Raw genomic sequence first — 22,841 nt, forward strand, 5'->3', positions numbered from 1 at the left:
ATAAATGAAATGTAAAGGAGGATAGACTATGGTCAAAACGATAATGATCGTTGATGATGATCCTGATATTGTAGACTTGTTAAAACTTTACTTAAAAGCGGAAGGATATATTACATTAGAAGCGTTAGATGGCAAAACAGCTTTCGATCTGTTGAAAAATCACGCGATTGACCTTGCTATTATTGATATAATGATGCCAATCATCAATGGGTACCAATTGCTGCAAATGATCCGTGAAGAATATAAAATCCCTGTTATTTTACTATCAGCCAAAAGCCAAGACTTCGATAAAATAACAGGATTGAAATTAGGAGCAGATGATTATATTTCTAAACCATTTAGTCCTTTAGAAGTTATGGCTAGAGTTCAAGCCCAGTTGCGGAGGTTTTATGAATTTAATGACTCATTCTCTGCTCAACAGCCCTCTCACCTGAAGTTAGGGCATTTAATTTTGTCACAAAGCGAATGTGTATTATATATCAAAGACAAACCAATTTCACTCAGTGCTCGAGAATATGAACTGTTAAAACTATTGATGAGTGAACCCGGACGCGTCTTTACAAAAAAACAAATTTTTGAACGTGCATGGGATGAGTATTATATTGCAGATGACAATGCAATTATGGTTCAAATCAGCAGAATTCGTGAAAAAATTGAAAAATGTCCAAGGAAACCGGTATATATAAAAACCATTCGCGGACTTGGTTATCGGTTTGCCAAGAAAGATGAGCTGATTCCATGAAATCAAAGAACCGACTTCAGCGGATGTTGATTATTACATATAGTTATTTCTTTATTATCATTGCACTTATTGCTGCCTTTTCATTGTTTTTATTAAATGAGCAGATTCTTAATTATTTTGCGGGCATAACCCATGCAAACGATACAGTTCTAACTGAAACGGTTAATTCAATGGAAGGGCAGGATAATCAAAACCACGAACAGGACTTTTACAAAATGCTCTTGCAGACTCTTCTTCTCTTTCTCTCTTTATTGATGATTGCTGTATATATTTTTGGAAAATGGACGGCATCCAGGCTTACCACGCCACTTCGTTCCATTGCAGATGGCATCCTAGATATTGCTAGTGGTCAATACAATAAACGGCTAAAATTTAAAGCAAGTTATGAACTTGCCCAAATCCAAGACGATTTTAATACGATGGCAGAAAAACTAGAACGAATAAAAAAGGAAAAGCAGCACCTAGAGGAAAACAAGCAACGTATGCTTGTGGACCTCTCACATGATCTAAAGACACCGATCACCACAATTAGAGGGTATGTCGAAGCGATGGAATTGGGGCTAATTAATGAAGACGACCGACGGCAGCGAGTTTTACGTTTAATCTCTGATAAAGCGGAGCTTCTATCAATACTCATTGACGACATTTTTGCTTTATCTAAACTGGATAGCCCTCAGTATCCTTTTAACTTTCAAATAGCTGATATAGCTGAATTTACAAGAGAAATCGCTGCAGAATATTACGAAGTATTTGCAGAAAAAAATTTTATCTTTCAATTTGATATCCCTAAAGGCGAAATCAAATTTCCATTTAACTATACATGGTTATACAGAGCTATATCTAACATTCTCTCAAATGCATTAAAATATAATCCACCAGGTACAACCGTGCAATTGAAGCTTTCGACAACGATAGAAGGCATTGAAATTTATATTCAAGATGATGGGGTGGGCATTCCACCAGCAATTAAAGATAACATATTTGATGCTTTTGTTCGCGGGGATCAGTCGCGCAAGAGCGATGGTGGTACAGGGTTAGGACTTGCAATTGCCAAACAAGTTATCGAAAAACATGGTGGAACTATTACGCTGACATCGAATGGCGGGACAAATTTCAACCTATTCTTTCCAAGGAATGCTCTAGCATTCAACTAATTTTTTTTATCTAAATATCCATGAGTAAATGTAAGATTTATGAAAGACAGATGAAAGCATGTAGAAAGAGTCATCCTTTAACCTACAGTAGTGTGATTTTTAAATAGGTTGTAGGTAGGGGGATGAAATATTGGAAGTGTTAAAAAAGAAACTCACGTATCTTGTTAGAAAGTTATATGTCAAACGAAAGCGTACAGAGCCATTGTCATTTGGCTGGAAAGGTGCAGCTATTTCTATAAGTACCTTGGCAATTCTATTAATTTTTATTCAAGGTAAGTTTTTATTAGATCAGCGCAGTTTATTAGACTTCACTATTGGAATGGTTATATTTATTATTTTCATAGCACTCTTAAGTGGAGTTATCACTCTCTTATTACATGGAGTCAAAAAAATTCCTAGCCGTTATATATGGGTATTGTTATGTTCACTTATATTTCTCTTGTTCTGCTTTTTCGGCCCTTTAAATGTAGCTATCCCATTTATTCTAATAGTAGCAGTTGCCGTATCTATATGGGGTTCACTACTATTTAAATGGTTAAAAGGCAGTTATAAAAATGCAAAACAAATTAAAAAAGTTAGCGTCCTCACTTGTTTATTTATGTTGACTATCGGGATAGGCGTATGGAGTGTTTGGCTGATTCACCCTGGGGAAGCGACCCCTCCAGAAATTGTATTAAAGCAGCTGAAAACATCGAATCGGTATGACAAGGCCTTGCTTAATAATCCAGCGAAACCAGGCAGCTATCCAGTTAAGAAGCTCACTTATAGGAGTCCAAATACTTATCGGGAAGAATTTAGCCAAAAAAATTCTCTATTAACTAAAACAGTAGATGCTAGCGATTATGTAGAAAAGTGGTCTTCTATTCGCACGAGAACACTTGGTTTTGGACCTGATAGAATGCCATTAAATGGGCATGTATGGTACCCAGAGGGAAAAGGAGACTTTCCTTTAGTTATGATTGTTCATGGAAACCATTTAATGACTGATTACTCTGATACAGGTTACGAATATTTAGGGAACCTTCTTGCGAGCAGAGGCTATATAGTCGTATCTATAGATGAGAATTTTCTAAACGCTTCCCCTTACAATGATTTGTTTTTGGTCAGCCCACTTGTGAATGAGAGTCCAGCGAGAGGTTTATTATTACTGGAACATTTACAGACGTGGAAAGAATGGAACAGTACTAAAAATAATCTTTTTTATCAAAAGGTGGATATGGAACAAATTGCATTGATCGGGCATTCCAGGGGTGGAGAAGCTATTGCGATTGCAGCTGCTTTTAACGAAATGCAACACCCGCCTAATAACGGAAATATTCAATTTGATTTTAACTTCTCTATCCGCACACTCATTTCTATTGCTGGAATAGATGGTCTATATTTACCTGCAGGAAAAGCCATTCCGTTAAAAAACGTAAATTATTTGGCACTGCAAGGGGCGCATGATATGGATGTAAACAGCTTTGACAGCACGAATCAGCAAAACCGGATTTCCTACACGAATCAGGAAGATTATATGAATGCTTCCGTCTATATTTATGGAGCTAATCATGGACAATTTAATGAAGAATGGGGACGACGCGATGGAGCTGGAACAGCTAACCAACTCTTTAATCTAAAACAAATTATGCCGCACGATCAGCAAGAAACCATCGCTAAAGTATTGATATCGGCTTTTCTAGATAGTACGTTGAAAGAAGAGAAACAATACAAAGAAGTATTTAAAGATTTAGGTTATGCTAAAGAGTGGCTTCCTGACACACTGTATATCAATAATTATTACGATTCGCAAACATCTTTAATCGCTGCGTATAACGAAGATATTGATCTAAACACAACCACTGTCCCGGGCGGCAAACTATCAGGTGAAAATTTAATGGAATGGAAAGAAGAAAAAGTCAAAATGAAATTAAAAGAGGCTGATTACAGTGCAGTGCATTTAGGCTGGGAATCAAATGACTCCCCTCCAGCATCTTACACAGTAACACTGCCTGATAAAGGGATTGAGTTACAGAAAAATGATTCTATAGTATTTTCTCTTGCAAATGATGAAAAGGCTGTGAAAAATGAAAAGCTAATTGATTTTACAATCACTATAGAAGATAGCGACGGTGAAAAAGCAAGTCTGCCTCTTCATCATATTTCCAAATTACCACCAGCAGTAAAGGGGAGATTGCTGAAAAGACCTTTTTCTAATATAGGCAATATTACAGAGCCGGTATTTCAGCATTACGCATTTTTATTAAATGATTTTAAGGACGTGAATCCTCAGTTTGATTCTTTGAAATTAGCAAAAATACATTTTCAATTTAATTTAACGAAGCAGGGGAAGGTTTTAATAAATAATATTGGGATTAGGAATGAAAAATAATGTGAACATGAAGTTTATTATTAAGCTTCCTAATGCCTGGTATATTAATTGTGTTCATTTACTAACAGGGGTTATGCGAGAAGAAATGGTATAAATAAGTAGGATAATTTTATATTATAAAGTTTTTTACAAAGAATAGGGGAATTTTAAATTTGATTAGTCTAAGATTGATTGACCAAAATAATTGGGAAGAGTGTATTAACCTGAAGGTAAAGCAGGAGCAGCAAGGTTTTATCGCTTCAAATTTATATTCAATTGCAGAAAGTAAATTTTCTCCACAGCTAAAGATAAGATCCATTTATTGTGAAGAAAAGCTAATAGGTTTCGCCATGTATGGGATCGATTCAGACGATCAAAACTACTGGATATATAGATTTATGATTGACGAGCATTTTCAAGGATATGGATATGGAAAGAACGCAATGAAGCTAATTATTGATGACATTGGGAGGAGAGATGATTGCACGGAAGTCATATGGCTTGGCTACCAACCTGAAAATGAACAGGGGAGAAGACTATATGCAAGTGTAGGTTTTCAAGAAGTAGGGGTGGCTCCATGGGGAGAAATGTTAGCAAGATATCGTTTTTAGTTTAGAAAGCAGCTTGTAACATGAACACTTATTCTATAGAGCTTTTTTAAAACACAAGCTGCAACTGTTTTTAGTCTTCCAATATTTATAACCAGATTCACATGTAAAAGTGTGAATCTGGTCTTTTTTTATGTAGAATTAATTTTTTGGAATAAAGATAAAAGGATCTAGTGATGTTGTTATAACTTTATATTTGGTTCCTGTAAAATACATTAAAAATCTTTATTTTACATTTTATTTTCACTTTCAATAATCTGGGCTATGAACTCGGCATCTTCACCAACTCCTAAGAGAAGAGAAGAACCTCTTTTATGTAACCAAGGCAGCCCTAAAAAATAAAATCCCTTTTTATTCGTAATCCCACGGTTATGTATAGGCATACCAGCTTCATTCATTATTCCTTCGATGTGAATCCAACGATAATCAGCCTTAAAACCAGTAGCCCATATGATATTTTGAACATCAAGTTCTTTGTTATCTGCAAATTTAACTGACTTGCTGTTAATAGATAAAGTTCTAGGATGTAAATGGACCTTTCCTTCTTCGACTAATTTTTTTAGGTCAAAACCGAAAATCGGATCTCCTGTTTCTCGAACTTTTTCTCCAACCCATGAATCATTCGTTGCTTTTAAAATCCCGATTTTGTCAAACCACCAGAATGAACTCTTCTTAAAAATTGTAAGAGGGAAGTATCTGATTTTTTGACCAACTGAAAGATGAACTTCTCGAGAATCTGAAAGTTCTGCAGTAATTTGTGCCCCAGAGTTGCCACCCCCAACAATAAGAACATTACCGGTTTGTAGCTGACTTGAATTTTTATATTCTGAAGAGTGGATAGATGATATATCTGGATTTAAATTTTTATTAATGGCAGGGATAAAAGGCGTATGAAAAGGTCCAGAAGCTACAACCACTTGTTTTGATAGAAAAGTGCCATTATTTGTATAAATGCTAAAAACATCTTTTTCTTCCTCTACCTTCTGTACTTCTGTTTCAAGTTGAAGAGGCAAGTTAAAATGTATTGCATAATTTTCAAGGTAATCTGCAATTTCATCTTTGGCAGGAAATTCGTGCACATTACCAACTAATGTTAACTCCGGTAAGGAACTGTACGCTCTTGGAGTAAATAAAACTAATGAATCATATCGCTTTCTCCAGACTTCACCGACCCTTGAAACCTTATCAATGATAAGAAACTTTTTCGGAGTTTGAGATTTGGATAACCAATATCCCATTGCTAAACCAGCTTGACCAGCACCTATAATTGCGACATCTAGCATTTAAAACACCCCATATGATTAAAATATCTTACCCAATTCAATCAAACGTTCGTTTGAATGTTATATCCAATTATAAACGAATAAAAGATATCATTCAAACGTATATTTGAATATTATTTTAAAAATAGTTGTCTATTTAAATTAAATTCCAAATAAAAAAGTCACAATATTGTAATTTATCCATTTAGTTTTATTAAGTGCTTACAACTTATTTACCGTATACTATTGCATGGAGAGAATTAGTTTTAAGTGCCAAAGTATTTTTTGAAATTACTTCTGAACTTGAAGAGTAATAAAAAGGAGATAAAAAAGTGACCAAAAAGGGGTATTTACTATTTGCAATACTTGTTTTTACTTTCATTTCGGGTTGCAGTAAAGAGAGCAAACTTCCTGAATTAATTGAGGTAAAAGTTGAATTACCATCAGTAATTATGATCAATAAAGAAGTAGAGTTACAGGCAAATGTTACACAGGGGAAGGAACAAGTAAGTGATGCGGACAAAGTAGAGTTTGAAATTTGGAGAGAAGGGCAATCGGATGAGGAACACAAGAAAATAGAAGCCGAAATTAATAAGGATGGGAACTATTACATTAAAGAAACCTTTAAAGAAACAGGTAAATACTTTGTAATTGCTCATGTTACAGCTAGAGACATGCATACTATGCCCAAGGTTGAATTTGAAGTCGCAGAGTAATGCTCAATTATTCTTAATTAAAAATATAAACAAAAAAACGGCAGTGGTCTGATAACTGCCGTTTTTTTTGTTCAATTAGTAGTCATTGTAGGGCTTGTACAGTATACGTAATCAAGAAAAATTTATTTACACTTACTTTTCAGATGGCTTTTTTAATAAGAACATCAGAATGATTATTATGGTGAATGCCGTTAGTGCTAAAAAGGGGATGGTAATAAAGCCAAACCAATTTATATACTGGGCACTACAAGGAACACCATTAGCGCATGGCTTTATTTCAGCTAAACCAGGTACCTTTTGAAGGAGATAATGATAAAAGGAAATACACCAGCCGATAAGTGCCATTGGTAATACAAACTTTTTCACTGAAAAGTCATTTTGGAATGTTCCAATTCCAAGTATTAGTACTAGCGGGTACATAAGTATTCGTTGGTACCAGCAGAATTCACATGGAATAAAACCTCTGATTTCACTAAAATAAAGACTTCCAAGAGTCGCAATAATAGAAGCTAACCAAGACACATATAAATAAATTTGATTTTTATTTATCATTTGTCTTTACCTTTTAATGCTTCGTCAATTAATTCCTTGATTTTTCCGTAATCAAACGGATCTTCAAGCATCGTACCATTTACCATTATACTTGGCGTTAACTGAACCTTAAATTCATCCACTAGCTTTGAATCTTTATTCACTTCGTCAACCACTGATTGGTCCTGCATATCTTTCTGTAATTGTTCTAGGTTAATGCCAGGAATAGAACCCGCAATTTCATTAATTTTATCCATTGTAATCCATAAAGAATCGTGATCTGCATTGGGCTGTGCATTAAAAAGTTCCTTATTAAAGACCCAGTAACTTTCTGGACTTTGTTTATAGATCGCTTCTGCAGCTAAAGCACCTAATTTTGACTCTTCACCGTGAAATAGTACGTTTATATACGAAAATTTAACGTCACCTTTTTCAACATATTCTTTCAATAACTGTGGAAAATACTGCTCACTCCAAGCTTTACAAGCTGGGCATTTAAAATCCCCAAATTCAACAACTGTCACAGGAGCATCGGGTTCTCCCAATGTTGGCTGTCCTTCAATGGATGGCTGTTTTTCATAGCTAATATCATTATTGGTTTCTGTATTTTTATTCTTTAACATGACAAATGCAGCCAAGGCTACAAAAATAAGCAGAGTGACTATCACTACAAATTTAAATGAAGAATTACCTTTTTTGGTCATTTTAATCTTCTCCCTTAATTTTCACTATTTATGCGACTATTTTTTTATTTTAAAATCAGGCCAGAAGCCGGCTTTTAAAGTTATTGAATACTTAACATTAAAGATAAATAACCTGAGAACACGAATAGTACTCCCATAACAAATGACATAGCTGCAGGAGCTTTCTTAATAAAGGAAAAAATGGTTAATACTAAAAACAAGATGGCTAATACAATAAGAGACATACTCGCTAAATTTAATTCGAATTGAACTGTCATTTGCGGCTGGAAGTTCCCTTGATACATGGAAGTGAATAATTTAGATGCTCCAACGCTGTTTAGAGTAGTCTCAATATCATGAGGAGGTGCAGCTTGCCCCAGTGCTGCTGTTACTGAAAAAATAGTAAGAACCATGATACTCTCTGCTTTTGTCCAAGGTTTAGGATTAAAGTGAATGTTTTTTGTTAATTTCTTTCTAATAAGCCAGCCATTGATGACAGCAAACAATATTAATGGGATAATCAGCAAATGCTTAACTAATAAAGCCTGTCCATACGATAGCATCCAAGAATCTGTATATTCATTAAAGTCCACTACAAATGTCATAAGAATGAGTCCTGAAAAAATCGTAAAGAATAGGCAAACAAGAGCAACTGGAGTAAACCATTTTAAAAATTTTATCCAATTCGAATAGTTTTTTGAAAACCAACTAACCACAAATAAAATTCCTACCCAGACACAAACAGCAGTGAAATGAGCCGAATGTGCAAGAAATCCTTCTAACGGTTCTAATGAGCTGGCATGGCTAGACCAACCTATAGCTAAGATTAAAACAAAGCTGCTAAAAGCTCCTATATATGCATATAAAGCTTTCTTTTTATAATCAAACCAAACAATGAAAATAAATAAAAGATTAGCAAGAAGATAGATAAAGATCCATGCCTTTCCTACTTCAAAGGTGAATAAAACCGATTGCAAGGTTTGAAAAAACCCTATGTCCTCATATAAGTGTAAAATCAAAAGTAAAACAGGGACAAATGATAAAAAAGCTATTCCACCAGTTGCCGCCATTAATACACCTTTTGGCACATTCATTTCTGGTCGACTATGAGCTGGAATAATATATAATAGAAAGCTTCCTAGAAGGATGGAAAAACAAAGATATAACAGTGTCTCGCTAATGATTCCGACAAGCAGCATGAATTAATTTTTCCTCCTTATAAGCCAGATGAAACTTCCTATGACAATAACAATTAAACCACCAATAATAAAGGGCAACAGAGTATTAATTAGCTTTTTTTGTTTTGGTACATTTTCTATTTCATCAGCTAGATCTAATTTCTTCTCCTTTGACTGAATTGGAATTTCTTCCTTGGCCTCACTGTTTTCTACAGTAGGTGCTTCAGAATAAAGCAGATCTACAGAGAAAGAAAACTCTCCTTCAATTGGATGGCCATCTGCTCCGATAATTTTCCAAATTAATTGATAATCCCCGTTTTTAAGTGGTTCAAGTAAATTTCCCACGATGGTATTTTTATTTAATTCCATATCGCCTATCGTTATTAGATTTCCATTTGATTCGTTTAAGGTAAATTTGCTATTTTGTTCTACTTTTGTATCGAAGGTTAGTGTGATCTTCTGGATTTCTTGCTTCACAACTTCACCATCCGCAGGAGAAGAGCTTTTTAATCCAGTGTGAGCCAAAGTACTACTAGTAAAAAGCCAAAAGAAAATGAAAGTGAAGACAAATAATTTTTTTATCATTTCTGACCTCCGGGTTTAATTCGGTTTAATTTTACCAAATACAGATGTTTATTCAAACAGATATTTGAATATATTTTTGACAATTTAAAGCTCTTGAAATAAACTGAAAACAAAAACAATCAAACAATCATTTGAATGAGGTGTAATAATGAATCAGCAGAATCAAAATATGAACACACAAGACACGTGTGAAACATTTTGTTTTGATGAAGTAAAGGTTAATCGAGTCCAAAAGATGGTTGAAGAAGTGAGCGGAGTAGAGTCATTATTTAAAGCCTTATCTGATTCTACCCGAATTAAAATTGCATATGCCTTAACAATAGAGAAGGAATTATGTGTTTGTGACGTTGCAAATATTATCGGTTCATCAACGGCAACAGCAAGCCATCATTTACGGTTATTGCGTGATTTGGGTTTGGCCAAGCATCGTAAGGAAGGGAAGCTCGTCTTTTATTCTCTTGCAGATGACCATGTCAATCAATTAGTATCAATTGCATTGATTCACTCCAAGGAAAATTTAAAGAAGAGATAATTAGGGCAATTTGTCATCGTCATATAGATTAGGGGTGTATGGAATGGCAGTTGTATGCTGTATTACAAATAACAATCATGAAGGATCTGAACAAAAGGTACCGAGTTGTAGCAGCAAGGAAACAGTCGTTGATTATACCTCTCCTGACAATAATGCGACCCTGAATGATCTAGTTGCATCAACCGTTCTCAAAACAGCGAGAAACTAATCGAAGCCAATAGTTTTAGTAGCAAAGCGACAATTAATGAAGCTGAAGGTCGCTATCTGCAGCAGTAATAGGCAAGAGACAGAAGAAACAATCTGCAAAATAACAGGAACATAGGAGGTAGGCAATTTGAAGATCCGAAGAATAGATCATGTGGGTGTAATCGTAAATGATCTCCCTGCAGCAAAAGAGTTTTTTCTCGATGTTGGATTTGAGGTGAAAGGGGAATGGGAAATGGAAGGAGAGCTGATGGGATATGCAGTTGGGCTTAATGACGCTAAAGTAGCATGTGTAGGGTTGGGAACGCCAGAAGGTCAGACATGGATTGAGCTAATCAAATTTTATTCGCCGTCAAATGAAAAAGATAGTCAGCAGCCCTTTGCAAATACACTGGGTATCCGACATATTGCATTCACTGTTGAAAATATTGAAGCTGTTGTTGCCAAATTGAAAAACAAGGGGACGGAAATCTTTAGTGAGATACAGCAATATGAAGAAAGTTATAAATTATGCTATGTTCGTGGTCCAGAGGGAATCATTTTGGAGTTGGCTGAGGAAATCAAATAAGTAATGTTAATTAAAGTGAAAGTACAAATCTTTGTTACTTTTTTTTTATCGGATTAAGGCGCCTGGATGCCTGCTGTGTAGTCAGACTTCATTTTTCATTCTCTGATTTTTGCGCTTCATAGATGGATACAGGTCTATATTACGGAGAATCTTCCTAAAAGATATTCGGAAATTCAGATAAAATAGGTGCATGTCCGTTTCAGATCTATTCATTCATTCATATCCTATAAATACTACAGAGGAGATGAATAGCTGTGTCTAATGATCAATTAATTTGTCAAGAGTTTGCTAGAATTATCGGCGGGCAAGAAGGTTTTGCGGGCGGAAAATGCGTAGCAACCATAAATCGAAATGAAATAAAAGCAATCATTTTAGGAAAACGTTTCAGAGTAACCTCTTCTTTTTCATTTGAATCAAGAAATAATCGGACTGGACGAGCATTGTGCTTAGGCAGGGTAGCACTCTTGCAAAACGAAGTCGATAATTTTGTTGCTTCTATTCTTAAACAGGGCATAACAGTTTCATCCGTACACAATGAGTGGTTTTTTGATGATCCTAATTTGACTTACGTTAATATCGAAGATCTTGAGGATCCATTAGTTTTTGCAAGAAAGGTAAGAAGAGCGTTAAGGAGCTAACGGTCGTAAGAGCTGCAGATCAATGAATGGATCTGCAGCCCTTTTTTTCTTATTTTTTTAATAAATCCACAAAGCCATGTCACAAATCCCCGTCCTATTTCGCCCCTATGTGTGAAAGATAAACAGGTTGAAAATGAAAAGGAGGCATATTTCATAGCAAATATTCATTCATCTTCCAAGATCGGCTTTGGCAGAAAGATAGCATTCACGCTTGCTCAATCAAAATGGATGGGTAAATTGATAGAGATATCCCCCAAATTAATTGATCGAATCAGCATGAAAAGTATGAAATTAGGAAGAGAAAGGAGTGGAGATGTTCCCTGGACTCCATTAAAAAGGCCGATTGAGGAAAGTCGAGTGGCTCTCATTACCACGGGAGGCATCATCCTGAAAAGCTAACTCCCATTTGACTTGAACGATTCCAAGGGGGATTGTTCCTATCGTGTGATTCCCTTAGATACACCATCAAGTGAAACGGTGATCAGTCATTTATTTTATGATCATAGCGATGTAAAAGTTGATTTGGAAATCATGTTCCCTTTAGCCGCTCTTCACCGCTTGCAACGGGAAAGTAAAGTAGAAAGTATCGCTCCGCATCACTTCAGTTTTCAGTAAGGTATTCATGATTCAACATCAAAGCTGGGCAGTTAATGAAGCAGTAAATCAATTATAGTTTTTAAACAAAAGGGCACAATTCTGAGGCTTACTTGTTGACAATTTTTATAATTTAACATATCTTATACTTATCTTAATCGGCAGATGTTTATTTTCACCTTTATTAATAATTTGGACTTTAGCATTCTTTTAATATAATAATATTTAATATTGACTGAATGAAAAAGTATCCAAATATAAAAGGGTAGAGTAACATAAATCGATTTATTTTATAATCAAGGAATTAATTAAAAATATACCAATGTTTGTATAGAAAGAAGTTAAAATATAAAGTTTAATAACCTATTATAAGGTAGCTCTTCAAAAAACTTCGCTGAAGTTAGTTGAAGTGAAGCCGACAACTTTCAATAATCAATGATTTAAAATCATCATTGAATTATTGAAAGTTGTCGGTTTTTTTATTGAGAAAAATAGTAAACCAATAAAAAAGTATATGAAAATCTTAATAAGTCACCTTAGTTTAAAGGTTTATTTATCGTTAATCTGGTTGAAAAAGGGAGAAATTTTAATGTTCGTTTCGCTGAGTCTGTCATCCTTGTTAACATTATTTTTTATTATGCTCATTGCTTCTTGGCTAAGTGGACTATTGTTTTTACATCCACGAGTACCTCTGAGTTTTGTTCGGATTCATATTTGTATTCTGGCTTTACCCCCTTTGGTTTCTTTATTTGCTCTTGTTACTACTAGTGTAAATGACAATGTTGGTCCTTGGCATTTGGATTCCTTAGCTTTGTTAATGGTTTTCTTTGTTCTTGCAATAGGTTTAATCATACAGCGTTTTTCAGTACGTTATTTAATGGGAGATCGTTCGTATCGAAAATATTTTACGCTTTTTACTTTCATTACAAGTGCTGCTTCAATTGCTTGGTTAAGTGCTGATCTCCGCTTGATGATCCTATCATGGGGAGTAACGCTCGCATGTTTAACCTTAGTTATAAGATTAAACAGTGGATGGAAAGTTGCAAGTGAAGCATCTAAGGTTTCTGGCCGTTTATTTGCATTTAGCTGGTTTTCATTTTTGTTAGCTGTAATTTGGCTATTTCACGTCACAGGTCAATGGCAGTTATCATTAGCTCTAACAAATGAAAACTTAGCTCAACTTGGAGCATGGGAAAAAACAGGGATAAATTTATTGATTATATTAGCAGTAATCATTCCAGCAGGCCAATGGCCGTTCCAAAGATGGTTAATTGAGTCTGTTGTTGCTCCGACACCTGTTTCTGCGATTATGCACGCAGGTTTAGTAAATGCAGGCGGAATTATGCTAGCTCGATTTTCACCACTTTTTAATGGTGATATCGCTTCGATTGTACTACTTATTCTTGCGAGCATTTCTGTATTGATTGGGACTGGCATTAGTTTAGTCCAGGTTGACTATAAGCGTCAGTTAGTAGGTTCTACGATTGGACAAATGGGGTTTATGCTCATTCAGTGTGCATTAGGTGCATATATAGCAGCTATTATTCATCTTATTTTACATGGTTTGTTCAAAGCTACGCTGTTTTTACAGGCTGGTTCGGCAGTCCGTCGCTTCGAAGGACCTACTCGCACTAATGATAGATCTTCCTATTTTTTAATTATGGCTGGCAGGACTTTAGGCTTGGTTGTAGGGGCTGCTTTTTGGCTAATGGCACCTTCTGAGGGATATCAATTGATTAGTGCGTTAATTTTAGGGTGGTCATTGTCCGTTTCTTGGACACAGCTGGTAGCTTTTGGAGAAGGAAGAATTGGCCGAGTTGCTGGCTTATCCATTCTTGGAGGAGCCGCCTTCGTTTATTTTATCATTCATCACCTTTTCTATAAGTGGCTGCATACAACCGTGATACAGAGTGTTCAGCCCCCAATGTCGGCTATCATCATTGTCGTATGTCTCTTACTATTTGGCAGTGCTATAGGTACGTATGCTACTCGTAATCGTTCTTCAGCTTCCTTCGCAGTACTCTATCTTTGGTTAGTACGATTAGGTGAAGCAAAGCCAAAGTCAGTAGAGAGTCATCCAAACTACCTTAAACAATTTTTATCATAAGGAGGGGATCAGCGATGAGCGTAACATCTGTATTAACGAGAGAAAATTTTAAAAAGAATGATACAAATGCTGATTTTCAAGAAAGTGAAATGAATGCCTTAATCGAATCTGCTAGCCAAGTAATTGCACCACTTTGGCCAATTTCTGCATTTGCGGCACGTAATCCGTGGATGGGACTTGAAAAGCAATCCTTTGAAAAGGTTGCATGCTGGTTAAAAGATACGCGTGATATTGATATATACCCCAGTGCCTCTGTTATCCTTTCGGCAAAAAGTAAAGGTGAGATTGATGAAGTTTTTGTGAAAATGGGGCTGCAGCGTTGGCTTGATTCACACTCCTTTAAGATCCCGAGGGACGAGGCAGAACGATTTTGTCATGCTGCACTAAGATTAGACCCATTACCTTCTACCCTTTTATCATCACTTAAACTGAAGGAAATGGCTGATGGATTGAGTGGACTGAATACGGAACGTACCGAGAGTTTTTTTAAGCAGCCTATAAGTTCATTTATAGAGAATCAAGATAGTGAAAGGTTAGTCAATACGCTCGATCATCATGTCATCAAGTGGTGTAAATTATATCTTGATGATTCTCAGGCAGGCTGGACAATGCCAAATCGAGAGGAAGGCTTTTATCGTGCATGGAAGAGTCTCATTCAATATGATCCAGCACTAAGCAAAAAGCAGCGTGAAAGATTAAAAAGCTTGCCACAAGAGGCGCATATGGCTTTAAAAGAAGCATTATTTTCACTAAAAATACCTGAATCAGAAATACAGACCTATCTTGAAGGTCACTTACTTTCCTTGCCTGGCTGGGCAGGAATGATGCTTTGGCGTTCTAGACATTCGAGCCATGAACATGCACTTCTAACAGATTATTTAGCCGTTCGAATTTCCATGGAGTGGGCACTTATAAAGCCCTACTTACCATTGACTAATCGACGATCTGAAAAAAAAGTTTCCATTACACAACTTTTAGCATCTTGGATCCATTGGGGAGACCTTACAATCGGAGAATGGTCACAGATGGCAGCCGCTAAACAAAACGAATATTTGACATTTGCCTACAGATTTGATGAGAAACTTCGCAGGAAACTTTGGTTAGAAGCTTGGGAACAAACACACACAGATCGATTAAGTCAGAAGATTATCTCTAAACAGCCTAAAACCAACAATAAAAAATCTGTCTTAGCTCAATTAGCCTTCTGCATTGATGTTCGATCAGAACCTTTTCGTCGTCAGCTTGAAAAAGAAGGTCCGTTTGAAACGATTGGAATTGCCGGTTTCTTTGGCTTACCGATTGCAACTATGGAACTCGGGAGTAATCACAGTCATGCTTCCTTGCCGGTTATGCTAAACCCTCAGCACATAATCAAAGAGGCTGCTGATAAAAATGAACTCAAATTATATCAACATCGTAGGCAAACAGTTAATTCCTTAAGCTACACATTTAAAACGATGAAACAGAATGTACTTGCGAGCTTACTTTTACCTGAGTTAAGTGGACCTTGGATTAGTCTCCAAATGGTAGCACGCAGCTTTGTACCAAGAAGAGCAGATCGTTTCATTCGTAATCTTCGAGAGACTTGGTTACGTAAACCTAATACAAAGCTCTTGCTAAATCATGTTCATCACCTAGATGAGGAGATACCTGTTGGGTTTTCTAAAAAAGAAAAAGTGGATTATGCCCACCAGGCACTAAAAATGATGGGGCTAACAGAGAATTTCGCACCATTTGTCGTAATATGCGGACATGGCAGTCATAGTACAAACAACCCTTACTCCGCTGCTATCGACTGTGGTGCCTGCGGTGGGGCAGCAGGTGGATTCAATGCAAGAGTTTTAGCTACTTTATGTAACCTTCCAGAAGTAAGAGAAGAGCTTGCTTCTGGAGGGATTGAAATCCCTGAGTATACCGTTTTCGCTGCCGCTGAGCATAAAACTACAGTGGATGAATTGCAATGGATCTATGTTCCTGAACTTTCCGAAGTTGCACAAGAAGCTTTCGATCGTATCGAGGCCATTATGCCTAAGGTGAGTCACAATGCAAATGCAGAGCGCCTAGCCCATTTACCAAATTTCACATCGAAACTCAAAAATCCGAATGCTGAGGCACACCGATTTGCGAAAGATTGGAGTGAGATACGTCCGGAATGGGGACTAGCCCGTAATGCTGCTTTTATTATCGGTCAACGTGAACTAACTCAGGATATTGACTTGGAAGGTAGAGCCTTCCTTCATAATTATGATTGGAACAAGGATGAAAATGGTGATCTCCTAGCTAATATTATTGCGGGACCAGGAACAGTGACCCAATGGATTAACTTACAATATTACGCTTCAACGGTAGCACCTCATTATTATGGCAGTGGAAATAAAGCAACTCAAACTATAACAGCAGGACTTGGAGTTATGCAGGGGAATGCCAGTGACTTGTTGGCCGGACTACCTTGGCAATCCGTCATGCAATCAGATTACGAGGCTTATCATTCTCCGCTTCGTTTACTGATTGTCATCCAAGCACCTAGCGTATATGTAGAACGGCTATTAAATAATGATTTAGCATTTCGAGAAAAGGTTCAAAATGGATGGGTTCGACTTGCGAGTGTTGATCCAGAAGGACATTGGGAAAACTGGTAACCGTTATTAAAAACTGTTAGTTAATCAACAAATTATAAATATTGAAGAAGGAGTGTACCTTATGAATGTAGATAAAAATCAAAAAGTATTATTTTTAATAGATATGGATAACGGGTTAGAGTCTATATTACAAGAAGTAACTAATATTCAACCAGAAAATATGCTGACTATACAATGTTATGGTCCTGTAATCTCAAATCCCTATGGTGATATAATGAGGTCTGTTATCATTGCGATTTATCAGGAAAATGTTGAGGAGATTTTTGTTGTAGGAACACATGATAAGGGAACCGCCTCATTGAATATACTTACTCAACTTGATTTTATGAAAGACAAAATACAAACATTGGATTATCTTTTTAAAAATAACAGGCCAGAATTTTCAGGTGACACGGTCAATGAATGGCTAAATGGAAAAGAAAATGATTATGACAATATCGAGAAATGTGTTAATATCATTCATCATCATCCATTAATGCCGTCACATATTAAAGTTCGAGGTTTAATAGTTAATACTAAGGATGGAAAACCCTCAATTGTTGAGGTTTCTACTATTGAAACAGCGCAAAACCTTTCCTGATCATCTTTTGTCATTTTAGAATGGAAGCGGGAGTAGCCTTCTGTTCAACCATACATGAGGGAAAGCAGTACTATCTACAATGGATGGAAACAGGAGACAGTTACCCAACATATTTATAAATTACTAAAAAATTCTATTCAATTACTTTATAAGATACAGACGTGTTAAGGTTTTTTGAAAAATAGAGCGAGAGGTTACGCGGCTAGAATCTCTACTGAAAAAAGCTGGAATGAGAATGGAAGGCTCTTTCTAGGAATGGCTAGTAAGGGGGGAGTGGCCGGATCGTAATCTTTCTTGCGTTCCAGAAGAAATCTAAAAAAAGAATAACCATGTTATGATGGGATTACAACATCATCTCCTGCTAGATGAGGAGACTCTGGTCAGGTTGTATTAGATTATTACATATTTGAAGAGATATTTTATCGTGATTTGTGAAGATGGCAAAAAATAGTGAAGTTGAAGTGTTTTTGAAGGTCTTGTTTTTAAAGACTATTAATTGTTGAGTTGAAGGATCATATTTGTCATTCTAGGATGCACCTATAGAAGTTTAGTTAAATTTAGTATTTGCAATGGGCACTTATATTAATAAAGATGAAAATCATTTTAGAAAGTAAAAAGAATATGGAATTGAATAATTTTTGTTTTATAGGAGATGTGTAGTATATGAAAATGTCTAAAGGTTCTTATGAATCTGAGATAAGTAAGGCAATTACTCAATGGGAAAAGGACTTTCTTGGACGTGGGTCTGTATCTGTTAAAACAGATATTTTACGGGATATGATAATTGTGAATTTACAAGGTATTTTAACACCAGCTGAATATACCGTTTGTGAAACAAAAGAAGGACTGTTAACTATAAAGAAAACACGTTCGGAATTAGTTGAATCAGGTATAGAAGATCTTAAAAAAATAGTATTAACTATAACCGGAGAAAAAGTAAAAAGTTTCCATACTGATATAAGCTCTCGGTCAGGTGAACGAGTGATGATTTTTAAATTATTTAATGATCTTGAGAAAAATCTATTTTTGTAAAGAAATTTGATAAAAAAGAAAGTCTAATTCCTGATGATGTTTCAATTGATACAGTCGATCTTATGAATGGCCATGAATTTGAATTATTTACAGCAGATTTATTTAGAAAAATGGGATATACGGTTAAATTAACAAAACAAACTGGTGACCAAGGCATTGATGTTATTGCAGTTAAAAATCGAACTAGTTTGGGAGTACAAGGTAAGTGCTATTCTAATTCGGTTTCTAATAAGGCTATACAAGAGGTTGCTGCAGGGATAAAATATTAAAATTTAGATAAGGCTCTAGTTATGACTAATAACTATTTCACGGAGTGCTATAGAATTAGCAGCATTCAATGGGGTAATCTTATGGGATCGAAATATGTTGAAAGATAAACTTAGAGATTGCAAATTAAGCAACTAGTATACAGTAATCATATTTTAATTAAATGAAACAGCAGAAAATGATTAAAACAATTATGATAAATTATATTTTTATATGCTACTCAACTATCGAGCGCGATTATGAAAAAGGAATGTCTCCAAGATTGAGACATTCCTTTATATTTTATAGAGTATCACTTACTTTCAACAGAGTACGACTTACAGTTTGAGTATGGAAATTTCAGTTACTTGTCAGATGGTAAGAGATATAGGAATAATATATTACTGGATTAATAAAATTGAAACAGGAAGAAAAATGAGGTGATTTTATTTTAGAAAAACTCAGGAAAATAAATATGAAAACTGCTGTATTTATGGGAATTATTTTTTACTCTTTGACTATCTTAATCCACTTACTTATTATAAGCAAAAGTATTCCATTCACATGGATTAATGGTGGAAGGTCTGAATCATTCGCTGAACAGCTACCAATATCTGTTATAAATATCGTTATTTCTATTATTGGAGTAGTTTTTACGTTGATTGTTGGTAGAATTAATCTATATAAATACAAAAGAGGAATAACCGTTATATGTTGGTTTTTTGTTGTACTTTGGTCTTTTGGATTTATACAACAATTGTTTGGAACACCTTTTGAAAAAATTGTTTGTTCGTTAGTATTGCTTATAGGAGTTATCTCGAACTTGCGTATGGCGATTGAAAAAAAATAGATGTAACTATTTAATTAATCAGTTTGTGAACAATTACACTTAAACTAAATTAAGAAAGGGAATAGAACTAAAGCTTTCAGAACCAACAGAGAAATGAATTGAGAGTTATTTCGGACATTGCCTTTGTTCTATTTCGTTTCCAGGAGTGGGAGAGAAAGAAATTTGTTGATTGTTCGCGTTTAGGGATTTTAGGGAAGTGTCAGGCTCGTGGACAATTCGCACTTCTAGCGACTAAACACGAATAAAATTCGATATCCATTAATTATTATTCGTGTTCCTTTTATGTAAATCAGACTACACTTTAGTAGCGATAGTTGGAAGCAGCAGGCTATAATATACGAATAACTATTGTATTAATTTTTTATCCACTTTTTCTCGAGCGAGAACTAGTATCTTTTCATCTATCTCTCAGTAGATTTATTATGAACACGGAATATGAATTCTGTTTAACTATATATATATTCGCCAGCGCGATTATTTAAAGCTCATAGGAGTATCAATTGAACTTATGAGCTTTTTTTGCGTTCATTTTTTTAATTCTAAGATATGTTAAATTGTTTCAGTATCTTTATGTAATTTTTATAAGTATAATTGTGTCACTCGTCATTATTTGACGATTGACACAAAAGTACCCACCAATAAAATTCCGTTATTATAGCATTTTCATTAATAGAGTAGGCACTTTTGTGTCATTTTTTTTGACACAAAAGTACCTACTCTTATGTAAAATGACATAAAAGTACCTACAAACTTGTGCAAAAATATGATAAATGAAATTTACAGGATTTTTATTATTTTAATTCAAAAACCTTAACGACAAATAAAACTTTTCTTACTAATCAGGTTCTTTTTTTTAAAATAGTCAAAAGCAAAACAGCTAAATAAATACAAGATTTATTCCTCACATTTTAAATTTTATTGAATAAACTAAAGTTAATACTTGCAAGTTGCAAATTATAAGTGTATATTTTTAGTAAGCAATAGAAATTGGTATTAGTTGGGGGAATTCGATGACAATAATCAGAGAGGCACTTGCTAAGGATATAGTTTCTATACTAAGCATTTATAACGAGGGTATTGAAGACAGAATAGCAACTTTAGAAATGGAAACAAAAGATTTATCATACATGCAAGAATGGTTTGACAACCATAAAGGTCGCTTCAAAGTACTTGTAGCTGAGCAAGAGGGGAATATTATCGGCTGGTCATCGCTAAACCAATATAATAATAGGTGTGCCTATGCAGGAGTGGCGGATTTGTCTGTCTATGTTTCTAGAGAGTTCAGGGGAAAAGGCATTGGAAAATTACTACTTACAGCAATTGAGGAATGTGCTAAAGAAAATGATTTTCATAAAATAGTGCTCTTCACATTTCCATTTAACCAGTTGGGGCAAAGTTTGTATCATAAAAAAGGGTATCGTGAAGTTGGTATATTTGAAAACCAAGGAATACTTGATGGGAAATATGTAGATGTAATGGCCATGGAAAAGTTAATATTTTAACCGATAGTTGCAATTTACAATTATTATTTATAAATAGTAAAGTTCATTTCTTATATAACAGTGAAATATAAAAAATATATAAAGGTGGGTTTATTATGAGTGAAGTGCAAAACGATAAAATTCGTAATAATGTTCGTCAAAATTATAAAGAGATTGCATTAAGAGTAGTTAGTAATGATAATTGTTGTGCACCGAGTTGCTGCACACCAGCAGAAAATCAAAACATTTCTATTGAGGAAATTTCTAAAAAAATGGGATACACGACAAAAGAATTAAGAAATATTCCAAACGGAGCTAACATGGGGTTAGGTTGTGGAAACCCTCAAGCAATTGCAGAGTTAAAAGAAGGAGAAACGGTTCTTGACCTTGGTAGTGGTGGAGGGTTTGACTGCTTCTTGGCGTCACCAAAAGTAGGGGATAAAGGCAAGGTTATTGGTGTCGATATGACACCAGAAATGATTACCAAGGCTAGAAACAATGCTGAGAAAAATCAATTTAGCAATGTGGATTTTCGTTTAGGTGAAATTGAAAACTTACCAGTTGCTGACTCCTCAGTAGATGTTATTATTTCAAACTGCGTTATAAACTTATCGCCCAACAAACAAAGAGTGTTTAATGAAGCTTATCGTGTTTTAAAAGATGGTGGACGTTTGGCAATTTCTGATGTAATTATGACTACTGAGTTACCAGAAGAACTACAAGCTGATATTCAAATGTATTCAGGATGCATTTCAGGAGCATCTACCATTGATAATCTTGCTGATGTAATGAAACTTGCTGGATTTAAGAATATATCTATTACTCCAAAAGACGAATCAAAAGAACTCATTAAAGAATGGGCACCAGAACATAATGTGGAAAAGTATATTGTTTCTGCAATAATAACAGCAGTTAAGTAATTAAATTTAGATAATTAGTAATTAGCTTACCCTGACACGAGTGAAAATGGGGTAATTTACCTGAATTTGCTCGTGTTATTCTTACTAATAGAATTAGTTTATTACAACTCATTGATGTTTTAATACAAAAGAGGTGAAAAGTAATGGAAAATCTCCGTGAAATGTTTCAGATAATGACACGACGCTTTGGATTATTAGATAAAAATTGTTGTACTGTAGGTGGCTTTGATATTTCAATCATCCATAGCCATATTCTTTATGAAATTGATAATCAGCATAATCCGTCCATGCAGCAAGTTGCAGATGCATTAGGAACTGATATTACTACATTCAGTCGTCAAGTCCAATCATTAGTAAAAATGAATTTGGTTAAAAAGACTCCGCTCCCGGAAGATAAAAGAGTCTATATCCTTTCACTTACTACTGAAGGGAAATTTGTCGCGACAACTATTGATCAGCAAATGAACACTTACTTGAATGATGTTTTTTCCCAAATGAATGAGTTTGAGAAAGAGACTGTCATTCGGTCCATTAAGTTATTAAATGAGGCAATGGCAAAAACAAGTAATTGTTGCACCATTCCATTGAGGTGAAAACCTCAAAATGAATACTTGTAATTTGCAAATAATTTTCAGGAGGAT

Annotated in this window: 23 protein-coding genes and 1 pseudogene; 19 read left to right on the forward strand and 5 right to left on the reverse strand. The window is 35.1% G+C overall.

Features of this window, described 5'->3' with window-relative positions; genetic code table 11:
- Positions 1-28 precede the first annotated feature (28 nt).
- From ASU02_RS08760 to ASU02_RS08775, 4 genes are all read left to right on the forward strand, one after another.
- Positions 29-742 (forward strand): response regulator transcription factor, encoded by a 714-nt coding sequence (locus tag ASU02_RS08760; protein ID WP_057763045.1) that lies wholly within the window; start codon positions 29-31, stop codon positions 740-742.
- Positions 739-1,896 (forward strand): sensor histidine kinase, encoded by a 1,158-nt coding sequence (locus ASU02_RS08765; RefSeq protein ID WP_057763046.1) that lies wholly within the window; start codon positions 739-741, stop codon positions 1,894-1,896. The genes ASU02_RS08760 and ASU02_RS08765 overlap by 4 nt, the downstream gene beginning before the upstream one ends.
- A gap of 136 nt (positions 1,897-2,032) precedes the next feature.
- A complete protein-coding gene (locus ASU02_RS08770; protein WP_269745970.1) occupies positions 2,033-4,267 on the forward strand; it encodes a poly(ethylene terephthalate) hydrolase family protein in 2,235 nt (744 codons plus the stop codon).
- 152 nt (positions 4,268-4,419) lie between these two features.
- The gene (locus ASU02_RS08775; RefSeq protein ID WP_057763048.1) at positions 4,420-4,857 is read left to right on the forward strand and encodes a GNAT family N-acetyltransferase; all 438 of its coding nucleotides are present in this window, start codon (positions 4,420-4,422) and stop codon (positions 4,855-4,857) included.
- Positions 4,858-5,084: 227 nt separating this feature from the next.
- Here the strand turns inward: ASU02_RS08775 and ASU02_RS08780 are convergent, their stop codons facing one another.
- Positions 5,085-6,137, reverse strand: a complete 1,053-nt coding sequence (locus ASU02_RS08780; protein ID WP_057763049.1) for a flavin-containing monooxygenase — start codon at positions 6,135-6,137, stop codon at positions 5,085-5,087.
- A gap of 311 nt (positions 6,138-6,448) precedes the next feature.
- Here ASU02_RS08780 and ASU02_RS08785 point away from each other — a divergent pair, with 311 nt between their 5' ends.
- Positions 6,449-6,832, forward strand: coding sequence for a FixH family protein (locus ASU02_RS08785; protein ID WP_057763050.1), 384 nt, complete (start codon positions 6,449-6,451; stop codon positions 6,830-6,832).
- 132 nt (positions 6,833-6,964) lie between these two features.
- On the opposite strand, the gene ASU02_RS08790 is transcribed toward ASU02_RS08785, so the two are convergent.
- The 4 genes from ASU02_RS08790 to ASU02_RS08805 all read right to left on the reverse strand — a co-directional run bounded on the left by ASU02_RS08790 (position 6,965) and on the right by ASU02_RS08805 (position 9,809).
- Positions 6,965-7,384, reverse strand: a complete 420-nt coding sequence (locus tag ASU02_RS08790) for a disulfide oxidoreductase (protein WP_057763051.1) — start codon at positions 7,382-7,384, stop codon at positions 6,965-6,967.
- On the reverse strand, positions 7,381-8,067 hold the full coding sequence (locus ASU02_RS08795) for a DsbA family protein (RefSeq protein ID WP_057763052.1): 687 nt from the start codon (positions 8,065-8,067) through the stop codon (positions 7,381-7,383). Before ASU02_RS08795 ends, ASU02_RS08790 begins: the two co-directional genes overlap by 4 nt.
- Before the next feature lie 80 nt (positions 8,068-8,147).
- Positions 8,148-9,245, reverse strand: coding sequence for a copper resistance D family protein (locus ASU02_RS08800; protein WP_057763053.1), 1,098 nt, complete (start codon positions 9,243-9,245; stop codon positions 8,148-8,150).
- A gap of 3 nt (positions 9,246-9,248) precedes the next feature.
- The gene (locus ASU02_RS08805) at positions 9,249-9,809 is read right to left on the reverse strand and encodes a copper resistance CopC family protein (protein ID WP_057763054.1); all 561 of its coding nucleotides are present in this window, start codon (positions 9,807-9,809) and stop codon (positions 9,249-9,251) included.
- A gap of 148 nt (positions 9,810-9,957) precedes the next feature.
- Between ASU02_RS08805 and ASU02_RS08810 the strand changes: the two genes are divergently transcribed.
- The 14 genes and pseudogenes from ASU02_RS08810 (at position 9,958) to ASU02_RS08870 (ending at position 22,793) form a co-directional block, all read left to right on the forward strand.
- Complete coding sequence (locus ASU02_RS08810; RefSeq protein WP_057763055.1) at positions 9,958-10,341, forward strand: ArsR/SmtB family transcription factor; 384 nt, start codon at positions 9,958-9,960, stop codon at positions 10,339-10,341.
- Positions 10,342-10,384: 43 nt separating this feature from the next.
- Complete coding sequence (locus ASU02_RS26390; protein WP_157684501.1) at positions 10,385-10,549, forward strand: hypothetical protein; 165 nt, start codon at positions 10,385-10,387, stop codon at positions 10,547-10,549.
- Between the two features lie 126 nt (positions 10,550-10,675).
- Positions 10,676-11,113, forward strand: a complete 438-nt coding sequence (locus tag ASU02_RS08815; protein WP_057763056.1) for a VOC family protein — start codon at positions 10,676-10,678, stop codon at positions 11,111-11,113.
- A 254-nt stretch (positions 11,114-11,367) separates the two neighbouring features.
- Positions 11,368-11,751, forward strand: coding sequence for a DUF1259 domain-containing protein (locus ASU02_RS08820; protein ID WP_057763057.1), 384 nt, complete (start codon positions 11,368-11,370; stop codon positions 11,749-11,751).
- 444 nt (positions 11,752-12,195) lie between these two features.
- Positions 12,196-12,366 (forward strand): hypothetical protein, encoded by a 171-nt coding sequence (locus ASU02_RS26395; protein WP_157684502.1) that lies wholly within the window; start codon positions 12,196-12,198, stop codon positions 12,364-12,366.
- A gap of 568 nt (positions 12,367-12,934) precedes the next feature.
- The gene (locus ASU02_RS08830; protein ID WP_057763059.1) at positions 12,935-14,452 is read left to right on the forward strand and encodes an NADH dehydrogenase subunit 5; all 1,518 of its coding nucleotides are present in this window, start codon (positions 12,935-12,937) and stop codon (positions 14,450-14,452) included.
- A 14-nt stretch (positions 14,453-14,466) separates the two neighbouring features.
- Positions 14,467-17,091 carry a DUF2309 domain-containing protein gene (locus ASU02_RS08835; protein WP_057763060.1) on the forward strand — a complete coding sequence of 875 codons (2,625 nt, stop codon included), beginning with the start codon at positions 14,467-14,469 and terminating at the stop codon, positions 17,089-17,091.
- A 61-nt stretch (positions 17,092-17,152) separates the two neighbouring features.
- A pseudogene (locus ASU02_RS08840) lies at positions 17,153-17,690 on the forward strand (carbonic anhydrase).
- A 644-nt stretch (positions 17,691-18,334) separates the two neighbouring features.
- Entirely contained in the window at positions 18,335-18,703 is a 369-nt protein-coding gene (locus ASU02_RS08845) for a DUF2294 domain-containing protein (RefSeq protein WP_057763061.1), read from the forward strand.
- A gap of 62 nt (positions 18,704-18,765) precedes the next feature.
- A complete protein-coding gene (locus ASU02_RS08850; RefSeq protein WP_057763062.1) occupies positions 18,766-18,972 on the forward strand; it encodes a restriction endonuclease in 207 nt (68 codons plus the stop codon).
- A gap of 452 nt (positions 18,973-19,424) precedes the next feature.
- A complete protein-coding gene (locus ASU02_RS08855; protein WP_057763063.1) occupies positions 19,425-19,799 on the forward strand; it encodes a hypothetical protein in 375 nt (124 codons plus the stop codon).
- 1,010 nt (positions 19,800-20,809) lie between these two features.
- Entirely contained in the window at positions 20,810-21,301 is a 492-nt protein-coding gene (locus ASU02_RS08860) for an arsinothricin resistance N-acetyltransferase ArsN1 family A (RefSeq protein ID WP_057763064.1), read from the forward strand.
- Between the two features lie 95 nt (positions 21,302-21,396).
- Positions 21,397-22,200, forward strand: a complete 804-nt coding sequence (locus ASU02_RS08865; protein WP_057763065.1) for an arsenite methyltransferase — start codon at positions 21,397-21,399, stop codon at positions 22,198-22,200.
- A 143-nt stretch (positions 22,201-22,343) separates the two neighbouring features.
- A complete protein-coding gene (locus ASU02_RS08870; RefSeq protein WP_057763066.1) occupies positions 22,344-22,793 on the forward strand; it encodes a MarR family winged helix-turn-helix transcriptional regulator in 450 nt (149 codons plus the stop codon).
- Positions 22,794-22,841: the final 48 nt, after the last annotated feature.

The sequence above is a fragment of the Cytobacillus praedii genome (assembly GCF_001439605.1).
Classification (GTDB): Bacteria; Bacillota; Bacilli; order Bacillales; family Cytobacillaceae; genus Cytobacillus; species Cytobacillus praedii.